Here is a 14,102-nt window from a genome sequence, read left to right as displayed (position 1 = left end):
GAGACATTAAATGCAATTCAAAGATTTAGAATGGAAAGACGTTGTATCAGATGGCGTGATTGTCTGTAGTCATTGTGAGATCAATTTATGTGGTGTAATTAGGATGGAATTCCGTATCAACCATGAGCCAGAAGAAAATAAATATCTTCTATGCTGTTTTGGTAAAGGCAGTCTCAGAAGATTAAAGCCTGAAAAGTATGATTCTATGGAATTAGCAAAGAATGCAGCATATAGGATATATTCAAATGAGATGGCAAGGATAAAGAAAGCGGTTGATTATCTGGTTTATACTGAAAATAGTAATAATAATGATTGACAACCATTTGGTGGCGAGTGAAATTTAACGACAACTATTTGGTGGTGGTTGAAAATAGCAAAGGAAAATTCCCGTGGCTAAATATAAATTATTAACATCATAGAGCAATCAAAAAATAAATTGTAATACTGAAATTTAAGTGATTCTGATAACTATCAACCTTTTCGATTGTGTGATTCTACACAATAATTCCATTAAATGATGATGAAAACTGAATATTTGAATGAGATAAATCAACAAGGGACATAAAAGTTTTAAGTCCCATTAGTGAACGTGAACAAAGGGCTGAATGAAATGTTTAGTCCTTATTACAATGTAAAAATTTAACATTTCTGGTCAGAGAGTGTAACAGATGCAAAAGTCAAATAATGAATTTTTGTTAAGTTTTTGTAGAAGAGTAATTATGTGATGTCCCGAAATGGGATGTCACATAGAAAAAGAGAAATAAAAAATAGAAGTATTATTTTGATGATTATTTAGAGGAGGCTTTATCTATGAATAAGAAAAAAGTAATTTACAACTATAACATTGATCAGAGTAATCAGTTGATTAAGAAGGGGATGTTTCCTATTGGTTGTGGCATAAATCCAAAGTCAGGAGGATTCTTTCTGGTATTCTCTGGAACACCTGGATATTTCAATACATTGGATTTGATAGCATTGGAGAACAAACAAAATGAACAGATACAGGAGTAGATTTTATATGCTGAATGTCATGAAATATTTGTGGAATTTCACCGTGGTATCAAATCGTACAGTTTAACGTACATTCTACTCCACTGGAAAGGGAAAAAGTGTACATGAAAACGTACAACTTGATACTGTTATTATATATGATGAATCCTATTATAAAAGATTAATAAATGCGTACTCAATTACTACCGTAATTAAGTACTCCTTAAATATTTTAATGATTGTTCAATATTCTATTTTGATTTTTGAAAGGAACGAAAGTTATTATGAAGAAATTGTTTTTAAATAATGCAGTCATAAGAGATACAAATTTAAGCGACTATGAGGTAGCTGTTTATGTAGCGTTGAGAAGTTTATATGATTCTCAAAAAGAACTACAGTATGTTACTTATAATTCAGTTGTCTTTGAATTGTATAAGAATTTGCAGATTTCAAGAAGATATTTGAATCATATTAAATTTGCTTTAAATTCACTTGTAAAAAATGGACTGATCAAAAAGATAGATTCCATTTCTGCTACTGAATTTATTGTAGATATGAGTGGTCTGCATTTTGAACAGAATTCAGAAAAGGGTGTATTCTATACAGCAATTACGCTTGAAGAAGTACATAGGATAATGAATATTGATACAAAGAAAGATAACTTTGCCATACTACGATATTTTATTGTCCTGATTAGTTCCATCTGCCATGATAAAGGTACATATGACCATTCTGATTGTTATGGTGCTCATACCGATTTTGTTGGATTTATGACACTGGATACATTGGCTGATTGGTGTGGAACAACAAAAGCGCGTATCATTGAGTATAATTCCATCCTTGAAACTGAGAAGATGATTTATACTTATCGTCATAACCAGAACAAAAAAGATAAGAAAACAGGACAGATTATGAGTTTTTCTAATCATTATGGCAGATATGAGGATAAGCAATGGATTATCCAGTTTGCAAATGAATATGTAGCTACTTATAATCTGAAGGAGACAGAAACACTTGTAAAAGCAGAAAAATTCAAAATAAATAAAAGATTTGCTGCTATTTTCAATTTACTGGTTAAGGATTTTGATAAGTACATAGATAATTTTTCGGATGCAGAATTGATTGGAACATATAAATATATTCATAATAAGAACCTTTGCAATGAGAAAAAGTTGAGGGAAATAGAAGAAGGTACTGTTGTCTATGATGATATTATTGGTAAGATTAAGAATGAAGATCTGTTTGATGATATTCCATGTGTGGTAGATTATGTCAATAGAATAGCTGATAAGAAAAGAAGTATGGAGAAGCGAAAACAAAATCTGGTCAATATTGATGCTGCTAATGACAACTGGGGAGAACCTGTTTCTATGGAACATGATTTTTGCATAGAAGAAATATTGGATTTGCCGACAGAAGGTGAGGTTCAGAATGAACCTACCCTGACAAATATAGATCGTATAGGACATAATGACCTATGCAAAGTGGTGTTCACTCCATTTGGTGTGGAGTCCAAAGCAGGTGATTATAAAGAACCTGATTATAAAGAACCTGATTATATGGAAACAAATACTGATACTCATGGTGAATGCAATCATGGGATATTTTGCGTTACTGGAAAAGATTCAGATTATATTGATATAGATGATTTGTTTTGATTGAGATAATAGGGATATTCAGAATCGAAGCGTCTTCCCTGTGATTAAAAAATAGGTTGAATATATCCTATAAATTGCATATAATATAAACAAAATATTGTGCTTAAGGAGATATTTGATTATGAAGATTGATACAAATACAATGGTTTCCATTACAGAAGCAAACCAGAATTTTTCTAAAGTAGCAAGATTGGTTGATGAGCATGGAACAGCTGTGATTTTGAAAAATAATGTGCCAAGATATCTTGTTATAGATTTTAGCAAAGCTGAAAAGGATTCCATAGCATCAGATGAAGATATAATGAGTATCTCAAAAAGGCTGATTGAACAGAATAAAGAAGCGTATGAGGTATTAGCAAAATGATTCGGCTGACAAAGAAACAGGTCTTGATGCTCCATACCCAACTGATAGAATTTACCGGAGGCTGTGATGGAATACGGGATGAGGGATTGTTGGATTCTGCATTAGAAAGCCCATTTCAGTCTTTTGATAATGAAGAACTATACCCAAGTATACAGGCGAAAGCAGCCAGATTATGTTATGGGTTGGTAAAAAATCATGCAATGCTGGACGGCAATAAACGGATAGGTGCGCATACCATGCTGGTTTTTCTGGCGGTGAATGGATATGAGCTTGAATATACACAGAAAAAATTATCTGATTTAATTCTTGATGTAGCAGATGGCAAAAAAGAATATGAAGATATACTGGCATGGATTTTAGAACATCAGATTTAATGTGTGATGTATTACTGTTTTGGAAAACCATTAGAAGGTGCGTCAAATTTGACACTACATATAATAGTGGTTAGCGTCCAAATGGACGGAGAGCATAAATATTACACTGGTATTCAATAGGCACTGTAATTCTCAATACTCAAAAATAAGTACTGAAAAGTACAGCTTCGTCAGAATTGGTGGAGCAGATTATTTGGGCTATAGCATTTCACGATATTCCTTTGAAGGGAAGATGTATTGTGTCCATTGTGGACACTCATTATAGGGGCTATCCTATTTCAGGGTATTGGTATCAATCATTTAGAGGGTAGGCATTATAAGCGTATCTTTTGAAATATACGGTTATTTGCCGATTAGTCCGATTGGAAGGAGTAAGCGGAGGTCACTGACAGTTACCTTCAATATAAAAGTGGCAAATTAAAAACTTTTTCATTTGGGATTGTTAATATAATTAGCGATTTCGGTTCAAACAAAATCCGTAAAAGTGGAAAGTGCTGTCCACTGTGGACAACGTTGTGACGCTATGACACAATGCCTGCTGCCAGCATGAATTATTAGGTATACTGTATTTCAACGTAGACCCGTGGGACGGTGGTTCCCCGTGAGGAACTGGTGTGTACTTACAGGTACGGTTGTTATACAAGTGTACCTGAAGTACAGTTGTTATTATAGTTGGACAAATTTGTCCATAAGCAGATCAATGGGATAATTTTGTTATGATTCTCCCATAAGTGGTCAAAAGACCCCAAGAAAAATTTCCTACGGCTAATTTTTATAAGTGTTTTAAATCCCATTTCCGTTTATAGTAGTAGAACCGAAAATTCGGCTGTACTGGCTGATGGTTACAATATTACTGCCAGATGACAGCTTAAAATCGGCTGTCCCGATTTTAGACATCCGAAAGTGCAGAGTATGTATATCTGAAATTTGATAAGTAAACATTTTAAAATGTTTGTTCATTAAATCTTACGATAGGTTTAAACTCATCCCCTATAAAGAGAAGAGTTTTTCACAGGATTGTGTAAAAGGTTGTCCCACAGTGACAACTGCAATCATTATCATACTCCCCGCAAGTTGGGGAAAATCAGTGTTTCCCAATTTGGAAACGTCACATTATGATTACGCAGAATTGAAAAATCGCAACTTTTTGCGAAAACATACAACTAAATATATGGATTATATCAAGGAGCCTGTTCTGGCTCTTTTTTAGCGTTCGCTCATAAACGAATGCTGTCTAAAATCATATCGAAATTGAAAGGAATTATTATAGGAATAATGAGCAGTAAAAGAGTAGTAGAACATGTAGAAACAAAAATATGTAAAAAATGTGGCAGAATATTGCCAGTAGATAGATTCAGATTGGTTAAGGGGCAGTTCCATAATCCTTATTATTTAGGACAATGCAAGGAATGTGAATACAAATATCAGCGTGAATATTTAGACGAAAAGAATAAGATTGAGTTTTCTCATAATCTGGAAATATTGATTCAAAGGCATTATAAAGATATCAAGCCTGAAAGGATACTTGATATTTCTAATTTTAAGTTTATTTCATTAGGTACAGATGAAGTATTTGTGAAATTAATGGATTATAAGAATACATGGCTTTCAAATTATGGGAGAGTAATTCGGTTTTTAGATGGTAAATATAATCTTTTACAGGGAAGCTATGATAAATATGGAGCATTATTCTATTCGCTAAGAAAGAATGTATTCTTTGATGGAAAATGGATATATAAAAGTGTACATTTATATGCAGCAAAAGCAGTAGTAGAAGAGTTTATTGTGAATCCAGATATAGCAAACAATGTTTACATATGGCACAGCGGATTTGACAAACAGGATCATTATTACAGAAACTTATATCCATTAAACCAGGAGCAATATAGGATAGTAAAGAATCATTTTAATAAAACAGGTGATGATTCGGAAGAATTTATTATAAAAGTAATGAATGATATCAGATATAAGCCGGATGATTGGAGCAGAAGATGTATGGAGCCTGTAATGTGTGGGATTGGATATCGTGGGAGTGAAAATGTAGACTGCAAATCAGAGTCTTATTTAAAATGGCATGATATGATTAACCGCTGTTATAACGCAAAATTCCACGAGAGACAGCCGCAATACAAAGGATGTACAGTATGCGAAGAATGGCTGAATTACAGTAATTTTAAGGTGTGGTATGACAAGAATAAAATTGCTGGTACGTTATTAGATTTAGATAAGGATATTCTGTTTAAAGGGAATAAAATGTATAGTCCTGAAACAGTGGCATTTGTCCCTCATGCAATCAATACATTGTTTCTGAACTGTAAAAAGAATAGAGGGGCTCTGCCTATTGGTGTATCCTTTAGTGAAAGGGATAAGAAATACAGTGCTGAAATGTCATTTATGGGAAGGCAGATAAAACTTGGTACATTTGATACTGCGGAGTCTGCTTTTGCCAGATATAAGGAGTATAAAGAAGACTTTATTCAGGATTTGGCAGAACAATATAAGAATATTTTACCGTATAAAGTATATGAAGCTATGATGAATTGGAAGATTGAAATTGATGATTAGGTAAGAGTATAAGGCATATCGGATGTGGGAATCTGGTATGCCTTATTTTTTTGTAAGTAAAAGATATTGCTGTTAAGAGATGGGTTGAGGATTAAGCTTGCTATTTATTATTTCCATAATTCGGGATACGGTTTCGTTATCATTAAACACGGATGCGGCTAATAATGTATTAATTATTCCCCAACAAATATTTATATATCTAATATAAAAATTCATATCTATACCTGATTGTGAAAGAGAGTATAGAATTTCATCAAGAGTAAAAGATGTATGATTTGTATATTTTTGGATTATTATTTGTGCCATTTTACAAAAAATAAATTCTTGTAAAGCATTGTTACATGTTATCCATGAATATATGCTATTGAATAAAGCATATTTTTGGTCTGCATCCATAGAATTATGATTCATAGTATTTGAATTAGTGGCATTATTTGGATACATATAAGAAACTTGCTTTTCTACATTATTTATAGACTGAATTATTTGTGTTAATTGTTCTTGCACATTTTTTAATTCATCTAATTGTCTGCCTATGGTTTTTTTATGCCTTTTATTAAGTACTTTTATTTCTTTAGAAGTACTAGATAACCTTTCGGTGGATTCGGCAATGCTTATTCTTATATCATTAGTAGAACGCTCACCAGAAATACTCATCCAAATTGCTATTACAGATAAAATTATTGATGTTATTGTACTAGCAAAAGAAACTTGGTTAACAAATTCATTTTGATTAGAAGTTGCTAAGACTATACCCCCAAAAAGAAGTATGAGAGCTATGGCAGCAATATATTTAATATGTAATTTGAGCTTTTCATGTTGTATAGGATCTATATTTTTATTATTTTCCATGTATTTTCTCCTTTTGATTTTTTGATATTGTAACATAAAAGATTATGCAAATAAATACTAAGTATTATTAAATTTACGATATTTTTAAAAGGGCGTATCCTTATATAATAGGTACTTAAAATTTTCAGATGTAAAGCATAGCCCCTATCCTTAAACATTCAGAGCATATCAGGTAGTAATACTTGGTATGCTTTATTTTTTTGTGTGGCAGAAAAGGAATTAGGATATTTACATATTTTTCAAATAGGCTATAATTAAATTGTAATGGAAAAAATACAAAATATATAAAGGGGGTCTAAGATATGAATAAAGAAAAAATAATTAGTACGAGTAACTTTAAAATTGAAAATAATATAATTTCTTTTAATGATGTGTTGCTACAAATTAGCAATATTTCATCTGTTAGTGTTGAGCCAGTTCCTAAAAAGAAATTTAATATGTGGTTTATAATAATATTTGCTTTGGGATTATTGGGAACAGTACAAAGTGATAAAGATATCAAGGGTGTTGGCATAATTCTTCTTATTATAGTAGTTTCATATGTGTGTTGGCTATTAATAGTAAATTATGGTAGTGATACAAAGTATTTATATATCTTTTTAAATTCGGGTTTTTTATATTACATAATATGTGAGGATGAAAAATTTCTACAATCAGTGATGGAAGTAATTGAGTATTGTATCAATCATCATTATATTAAAAATATTCAAATAGATTTTAATGAGTGCAAGCTATATAATTCTCCAATAACTGTCGGAAATGACAAGGAGGTAATTAATACTGTAATAACCGGCGATAATAATTCAGTAAATATTAATAATTGGGAACAACTTCAAGATGAATTAATAAAAGTATATGAGAAATTGCCAAAAACATCTGAGGAATATGTCGCATCTGGAGAAGCCCTTAAGTATGCTTTGAGTAGAGATGAGAGTGGTTTGCTCAAAGTTTTTAACAAATATTCCAAGTGCTTTTTGTCAGATGTTTTTAAAGGTGTTGCTAGTGGGGTATTGGTAGATATTATTAAATCTATGCTTTTATGAAATCATACGCCCTCTTGTATGTTCGGTTCGGGGATGAAAAATCGGGGTGACATGAATGTTGATTAGATAGGCACTTTCCCACATTAAAGTATCCAAAAAAGTATGTAAACCTACCCGGGTACACCCTTGCACCCACCGCCCCCTATATCGTCAAATAAGCCACGAATAACCACGCTATAAGCTGATTCTAGCCACTTTTCACCCATACCCTAACAGGGCTACACCCAAGCCATTTAAAGTCGAATTTGCCCCTAAAATCATAACGTAGCTATACAATTATGAACCAATAAATAACCAAAGTAAAAGGCTGTGAGCGTCAATACTCATAGCCTTTATAAATCCTATATGCAATTACTGATAAAACCAATATAGTACTAATAGGTAAACAACTCATGATATAATTTATCAAACTTTTTCTTTGCGTTTTTTTCTGTATCTGATACAATTCTATCTAAAATAAAAGCCGCTCTCATTTCAACTCTATCACTATCTAATTCAGATAAGGCTACCATCATAGGCACATATTTATCAATCATTTTGCGCATTTCCTTACTCTTCATATCCCTATACCTTCCTTTTCTTTATGTCAGGGTGTAGCCGTTTCTACTGGTTACACCCATTTTTTTACTTGTTTCTATACTTCCCCAAGTATATACTTGACAGCCTTTTCTGCCTTGCTTGACGCTGATACAATGAACTTGATATCATTCTGTAAAACGGAGATCCAACTTTGAATATAAGCGGCTGAGTTGCGAAAACTTTTTGTTGTTTCAATGCCTAAGATATTCAAAATATTAGCACTTCCGATCTCTGCCACGAGTTCTTCCTTGCTGTATTCATTACTACCAAAAGCAACAAGTTTCCCTTTCCTATCCTCGGCACGATTGCAACGGCTTTCTTTCATGGTGCTATGTACACTCTCATGATAAGCTGTGCTGTAATATTCACTTGAATCTGTAAATTGCTCAAACAGTGGTAAACATATCATGTCATGGGTAGGTGAGTAATAAGCCCTGTCTCCAGCTTTATGTTCAACCTTTATATTTTCCCTTGTCCAATAATCATGCAATACATTTTCAGCCTTTTCTATTGGTTCTATCTGGTCTAGTTCATCCTCTGTTAAAGGTTCCACGCCTTCCACTTGTGAGATATGAAATACGTTGTAATATCTTAATAAAGGTATCTGCTTTACTTCTTTTGTTCCGTCTTCCTTAGCTTCTTCTACAGGTGTGATTTTCCAGAATACAACTATTTCTGATTTTTCACCTTTGCGAACATGACCGCCAAGGCTTTCCCACTGCTTGAAGGTGGCATACTCTCCATCATGTTTTAACATCAATTGATTAATAAGAGAATAACTTTTCTTGCTGATTCGGTTATATGCTCCGCTTCTAATGCCTGTCCAAGGCTTCTGCCAGGGGATGATTCCTTGCTCTAATTGATTGATAATTCTTTCCGTTACCATTTCATATACTGATTTACTCATAAGTGATTTCCTCCTTAAAAGTGTTTACAAGGTTTGTTTCTAATAATATAGTACACTAATAAGTGTATTATTTCAATGGTAATAATACACTAAAAAGTTTATTTAAATTTGTGAAAATCAACTAATAGGTGTACTTTATGTGCAAGAATAAGTAAACTATTAAATGTATATTTGTGAATTGTGCGAATTGAAATAGTACACCAATAGGTGTATAATACAATTACAAGGTCAAGCAAGAGACCAAAATACAAGCAACCGAGCAAGCCGAAAGCACTCATAAACTTAAAGCAATATACTTGTGAACGGTATCGAGACGTGAGAGGTAATAGTCAAGAAGATTCTTTAAGGGCTACTTAATAAAAAAGAAAAGGGGATCGCCTATGTGTGCAAATATGCAGGATTTACAAACTATTTCAGAAAAGATTTTCGAATTGGAGCAAAAGAAAGCCAAAAAGAAAAAAGAGATGGATGCTTTAGAAAAGGAAATCAAGCAGCTTAAAGCTGAGGCATCTTCTTATATGAAGAAACGGCAGAAAAAAATACTTACAGTTGCAGGATTAGAAGTTCTATTTACATCATTTACCAAACCTATATTTGACAAAGACGCTTTTATTACAGGTGAAGAAGATGGGGAAGAAACCTATAGTAAATATTTAAGGATCGTACCTATGGAGCGAGTTACTGTAAGACTTGCGAAAACACAGTTATAACAAAGTCGTCACGGCGACTATAAACAGGGCTTTAAGCCGTGAGCGTTCCTGTTCCACAAGGGGCAGGAGGTAGTCAACAAAGAAGGAGGTATACCCATGACAAGAGAAGAATTTGAAAATGATACCAATTACAAAATGACCTATGAACAATACCAGAAATGTTATTGCCCCGATTGTGACAAAGCAAACTGTCCGCACAAAGGAGCTTTTAGACGGCTTCCCAAAATTGACGGTGGTTTAGGTCTTTGTCCTAACTTGGAATAATCATAGAAAGCAGAAAGGCAGGTAAAACAAAAATGAAAACACAAACAGTTAATTTTGCAGTAACGAAGAAAGGTAATGTCATTGACCGAGTAGGCAGGTCAAGCATCTCTCAGCCGAAGACAAATTTCTCTGGCGGTTCTATCAAATGGTATCAAGACAAGCCCAGGAAAGAAAGCAAATAATCAAAGAATGGGCGAATGGTTTTTGTAGGGTTCGATTCCCTACACGCTCAATTTCAATGGCCAATTGAATGAGTAACTAGCAGACATTTTATTTAAGGAAAGGGGCTGAGGCTATGGCAAATGAAACATTAGCAGTATTGCAACCATATATATTGGATACATATTACGCTGATAATGCTAAAAAGCTTCGTAACGTAGTAGACAAGATATTGTTTAAGTTTGGCGGTTTGTCAAATAAAGACAGAGATGATTTTTATTCGCTTGCTAATGAGGTTTTTGTAGATGTTATAAAGCGGTATGACCGTACAAAGTCATTTGATGGCTTTCTATATGCCTGTTTGTCAAACAAAATCATGACGGAAATAACGAGAAGGAACAGAGAGAAGCGTAAAGCGGATAGATTTTCAATTTCGCTGGATGGAATTAATGAAAATGATGAAGAATGTAATTTGTTGGAATTTTTACCATCTGATTTTGACACTTTTGAGGAAGCAACTAAAAGACAAGGAAATGAGCAGTATCAAGATAAGGTACAGCAGTATATTTCCAAGTTATCCAATCGGCAGGTGAATATATTAAACCTTTTGGTAGATGGATATAAGGCTAATGAGATATGTCAAGTATTGGAAATTTCTTCAAAGGAATATGCAAACGAATTAAAAACTATGAGAAGTTATGAGAACGTAAAAATATTATTTTAGGAGGGAATCACCATGAAGATTAGAAAACAAACATACAGCTTGGATCAGTATCTAAAGTTAATGAAAGCGGAAAATATTCGGACGGATCAGGAATGCCAGAGATTATCGGGTCAGTGGAACCCTAATATGGTCAATGAATTGATTGCTACGGTTTTAACGGACAATTATATTCCGCCCATCATTCTTGGGGAGGAAACCATAAACGGAATTACAAGGCAGTGGATAATTGACGGGCTTCAGCGTTCTAGCAGTCTTTCAATGTTCAGGTATGCCAATACCAAAATCACAAAAAACCTGGATGAATATTTAGTATCCTATCAGCGGAAAATTTTAGACGAGAGCGGGAACCCAAAGAGAGATGAACAAGGTGAGGTGGTATGGGAATCTGTAAAATACGATATCCGCAACAAGACCTATAATCAGCTTCCGGAGGAATTAAAGGATCGATTCAATGGATACCAGATTGAGGTTGCCATACACCAGAATTGCGACACGATGGAAATATCAAAATTAGTCCGCAAGTATAACAATCATAAAGCCATGAATCAGGCACAGAGGGCTTTCACCTATGTAGATGCTTTTGCAAAGGAAATAAGGGAGATTACAGGAAACAGATTCTTCCTGGATGTGTATTCGGGCAGCCGCCAAGCCAAGATAAATGGAACGGTTGAAAGAACGGTTGGTGACATGGTGCTTTTGTGCAGCTATCCCAACAAATATCGGAAGGATACCAAGCAGGGCTTTAAATGGCTGAATGAGAATGGAACTATGGATGATTTTAGAAAGCTTAATGACCTGCTTACAAGATTGACAGCTTCAATAGAAGCCACAGCGGAAACAAGGGCATTATTCAATAGCAAAAATGCATATATCTTTGTGGCAGCATTCAAAGCATTTACGGAGCTTGGAAGGAATGATACAGAATTTGATGGATTTCTTAAATGGTTTATGGGTGGTGGAAAAAATACAGAGATTGATGGAAAAGTATGGGATTCATTGGATATCATCCGTTCAACCAAGGATTCAAGCGTTGTGCACGGAAAGGTTGATTTTCTGGTGGCATTGATGGATAGATATTTCACGGAAAATAAAAAGGCGGCATAGCGGAGAGGGGGAGGTTATACTTCCCCTTCCATTATAAGAAACGGAGAAAATGACATGTATACAGTATCAGACATTATTACGGATATAAACAGGGGATGTACAGCCAATAATATGGTTGAAGACAGGTTTTCATATAGAATAGTCTTTTTTATAAATGAAGGAAATAAAGGCTCCAAGCATTATATAGATACTGCCTATAGCGGTTTGCGGAAATCCTTAGAAAGCATTATCAGGAATTATTTATCTTTGAACAATAATGTTGTGATAGCGGAAACAACGGCCTTGAAAAATGGAAAATGTGTTTGTTTACAGAGCAGATCATACTCATTCAGCTTGGATGGGTATTTTAAGCAGATAAGTGGAGAATATGGAGACAGTAACAGAAGTGGAAAAAATAGCAGGTATGCGGTAGGATAGTCGGGCTAATAGCGGATAGCGGAAAGGGTGGAGATTATGTATTTTGATTTTGGGATTCTATAAGTAGACATAATTATTTGGAAAATTTGGAAATGCTTGTAAATTTGATAAATTCATAAGTGTACTTGAAAAAAAGTAAAATATAAAATATAATGGAGGTATAAATTTATGGGAGATATTGATATGTCAGCAAAAGGTGTAATTAAGGATATTATAAAGACTAAAAATATTACTCAAATAGAATTGGCGGAAAAGATTCATGTTACAAAACAAAATTTAAGCAATAAAATGAATAGGGATAATTTTTCAACATTAGAGTTAGTCGAGATAGCGGATGCATTGGATATGCAACTATTACTAAAGGATAAGTCTGATGGAAAAGAATATGTAATTGATTATCCGGAAGAAGAAAAGGGAAAGCCCAAAAGGACGAAGAAAGTTATAGAATAAGGCCAGGGCTATATAAATAAGGGTACTATGATGGGAAACTTGGATAAACTTAGCAAGCAAAAAATTGAAACAAGGGCAGAGAAAAGAAGGCGGTTGATTGATACGGATGCCTTTGTCATCCCTACTGGAAGAACTGCGGAGGAAATAGATGAATACATAAGGAAATTAAGAGGATAGTACCAATAATTTTTTACGGAAAAAAGAACAGGAGTGATGCTCTATGCGGAAACTAAAGGTATACTTAGATACATCGGTTATTAGTTATCTTTCACAGGAAGATGCGCCGGAACGCATGAAGGATACATTGGAACTATGGAAAGATTTTGTCAGTGGAAAATATGACGTATATCTTTCTCAGGTAACATTGGATGAAATAGAGAAGTGTTCTGAAAGCAAAAGGAATAAGCTGTATGACTATTTGAGTGATATTGAATACACTAAATTGGAAATTAATGCGGAAATCGTAGAACTTGCACAGAAGATTATTGATATGGGGATATTAAGACCAAAGAGCTTTGATGACTGTCAGCACATTGCCGCTGCTGTTGTCAATGCTTGTGACTGCATCATATCATGGAATTTTAAGCATATCGTAAATATCAAGACGATTAGGGGTGTGAGAGCGATTACTAATCTGGAAGGTTACAAGGGAATAGATATTATCAATCCATCTGTATTATTGGAAAGTGAGGGATGATTATGGAAGCATTAGTTATTAGTCCTGATTTTACCATTGAGGATATTCACAAGATCAGGGAACAGAATTATGAACGGACAAAAGATATGACAGTAGCGGAAAAAGTTGCATATTACAATAATTCCGGCAAAGAAGCGGAAAGAGAGATTGAGCGGAGAAGGGCATTAAAGCGGAAAGTTGTAGCGAGTATGTAAAAACTTAACATTTTGAAATCAGTCAAACTTGTTTAGCCGGAAAATCAAAAT

Annotated in this window: 19 protein-coding genes; 16 read left to right on the top strand and 3 right to left on the bottom strand. The window is 34.0% G+C overall.

Annotated features, from left to right (window positions below; genetic code table 11):
* Nucleotides 1-10 precede the first annotated feature (10 nt).
* The 6 genes from VSQ61_RS03825 (at nt 11) to VSQ61_RS03800 (ending at nt 5,951) form a co-directional block, all read left to right on the top strand.
* Nucleotides 11-316: a hypothetical protein gene (locus VSQ61_RS03825; RefSeq protein WP_334343113.1), complete on the top strand. Its 306-nt coding sequence runs from the start codon at nt 11-13 to the stop codon at nt 314-316.
* Between the two features lie 494 nt (nt 317-810).
* Nucleotides 811-1,011 carry a hypothetical protein gene (locus tag VSQ61_RS03820; RefSeq protein WP_334343112.1) on the top strand — a complete coding sequence of 67 codons (201 nt, stop codon included), beginning with the start codon at nt 811-813 and terminating at the stop codon, nt 1,009-1,011.
* 263 nt (nt 1,012-1,274) lie between these two features.
* Nucleotides 1,275-2,648 carry a hypothetical protein gene (locus tag VSQ61_RS03815; protein ID WP_334343111.1) on the top strand — a complete coding sequence of 458 codons (1,374 nt, stop codon included), beginning with the start codon at nt 1,275-1,277 and terminating at the stop codon, nt 2,646-2,648.
* Nucleotides 2,649-2,769: 121 nt separating this feature from the next.
* Complete coding sequence (locus VSQ61_RS03810) at nt 2,770-3,012, top strand: type II toxin-antitoxin system Phd/YefM family antitoxin (RefSeq protein WP_334343110.1); 243 nt, start codon at nt 2,770-2,772, stop codon at nt 3,010-3,012.
* A complete protein-coding gene (locus VSQ61_RS03805) occupies nt 3,009-3,386 on the top strand; it encodes a type II toxin-antitoxin system death-on-curing family toxin (protein ID WP_334343109.1) in 378 nt (125 codons plus the stop codon). The genes VSQ61_RS03810 and VSQ61_RS03805 overlap by 4 nt, the downstream gene beginning before the upstream one ends.
* Before the next feature lie 1,275 nt (nt 3,387-4,661).
* Complete coding sequence (locus VSQ61_RS03800) at nt 4,662-5,951, top strand: hypothetical protein (RefSeq protein ID WP_334343108.1); 1,290 nt, start codon at nt 4,662-4,664, stop codon at nt 5,949-5,951.
* Nucleotides 5,952-6,023: 72 nt separating this feature from the next.
* Here the strand turns inward: VSQ61_RS03800 and VSQ61_RS03795 are convergent, their stop codons facing one another.
* Nucleotides 6,024-6,803: a hypothetical protein gene (locus tag VSQ61_RS03795; RefSeq protein WP_334343107.1), complete on the bottom strand. Its 780-nt coding sequence runs from the start codon at nt 6,801-6,803 to the stop codon at nt 6,024-6,026.
* Nucleotides 6,804-7,105: 302 nt separating this feature from the next.
* Here VSQ61_RS03795 and VSQ61_RS03790 point away from each other — a divergent pair, with 302 nt between their 5' ends.
* On the top strand, nt 7,106-7,846 hold the full coding sequence (locus VSQ61_RS03790; protein WP_334343106.1) for a hypothetical protein: 741 nt from the start codon (nt 7,106-7,108) through the stop codon (nt 7,844-7,846).
* A 374-nt stretch (nt 7,847-8,220) separates the two neighbouring features.
* Here VSQ61_RS03790 and VSQ61_RS03785 read toward each other — a convergent pair whose 3' ends face one another.
* Complete coding sequence (locus VSQ61_RS03785; RefSeq protein WP_334343105.1) at nt 8,221-8,406, bottom strand: hypothetical protein; 186 nt, start codon at nt 8,404-8,406, stop codon at nt 8,221-8,223.
* Between the two features lie 74 nt (nt 8,407-8,480).
* On the bottom strand, nt 8,481-9,332 hold the full coding sequence (locus VSQ61_RS03780; protein WP_334343104.1) for an ArdC family protein: 852 nt from the start codon (nt 9,330-9,332) through the stop codon (nt 8,481-8,483).
* A 380-nt stretch (nt 9,333-9,712) separates the two neighbouring features.
* On the opposite strand from VSQ61_RS03780, the gene VSQ61_RS03775 reads away from it, so the two are divergent.
* From VSQ61_RS03775 to VSQ61_RS03735, 9 genes are all read left to right on the top strand, one after another.
* A complete protein-coding gene (locus tag VSQ61_RS03775; RefSeq protein WP_334343103.1) occupies nt 9,713-10,042 on the top strand; it encodes a hypothetical protein in 330 nt (109 codons plus the stop codon).
* Between the two features lie 96 nt (nt 10,043-10,138).
* Complete coding sequence (locus VSQ61_RS03770; protein WP_334343102.1) at nt 10,139-10,306, top strand: hypothetical protein; 168 nt, start codon at nt 10,139-10,141, stop codon at nt 10,304-10,306.
* 295 nt (nt 10,307-10,601) lie between these two features.
* A complete protein-coding gene (locus VSQ61_RS03765; protein ID WP_334343101.1) occupies nt 10,602-11,189 on the top strand; it encodes an RNA polymerase sigma factor in 588 nt (195 codons plus the stop codon).
* Nucleotides 11,190-11,201: 12 nt separating this feature from the next.
* Nucleotides 11,202-12,293: a DUF262 domain-containing protein gene (locus VSQ61_RS03760; protein ID WP_334343100.1), complete on the top strand. Its 1,092-nt coding sequence runs from the start codon at nt 11,202-11,204 to the stop codon at nt 12,291-12,293.
* 54 nt (nt 12,294-12,347) lie between these two features.
* A complete protein-coding gene (locus VSQ61_RS03755) occupies nt 12,348-12,710 on the top strand; it encodes a hypothetical protein (RefSeq protein WP_334343099.1) in 363 nt (120 codons plus the stop codon).
* A gap of 168 nt (nt 12,711-12,878) precedes the next feature.
* Nucleotides 12,879-13,160: a DUF6471 domain-containing protein gene (locus VSQ61_RS03750; protein WP_334343098.1), complete on the top strand. Its 282-nt coding sequence runs from the start codon at nt 12,879-12,881 to the stop codon at nt 13,158-13,160.
* Nucleotides 13,161-13,187: 27 nt separating this feature from the next.
* A complete protein-coding gene (locus tag VSQ61_RS03745) occupies nt 13,188-13,337 on the top strand; it encodes a hypothetical protein (protein WP_334343097.1) in 150 nt (49 codons plus the stop codon).
* Nucleotides 13,338-13,380: 43 nt separating this feature from the next.
* Nucleotides 13,381-13,857, top strand: a complete 477-nt coding sequence (locus VSQ61_RS03740; RefSeq protein WP_334343096.1) for a type II toxin-antitoxin system VapC family toxin — start codon at nt 13,381-13,383, stop codon at nt 13,855-13,857.
* Nucleotides 13,858-13,859: 2 nt separating this feature from the next.
* The gene (locus VSQ61_RS03735) at nt 13,860-14,051 is read left to right on the top strand and encodes a hypothetical protein (protein WP_334343095.1); all 192 of its coding nucleotides are present in this window, start codon (nt 13,860-13,862) and stop codon (nt 14,049-14,051) included.
* Nucleotides 14,052-14,102: the final 51 nt, after the last annotated feature.

Origin of the sequence: Candidatus Merdisoma sp. JLR.KK006, assembly GCF_036941035.1 — a bacterium.
Classification (GTDB): Bacteria; Bacillota; Clostridia; order Lachnospirales; family Lachnospiraceae; genus Laedolimicola.
The sequence above is the reverse complement of the archived record's forward strand: the minus strand, read 5'-3'. Positions and strand labels throughout refer to the sequence as shown.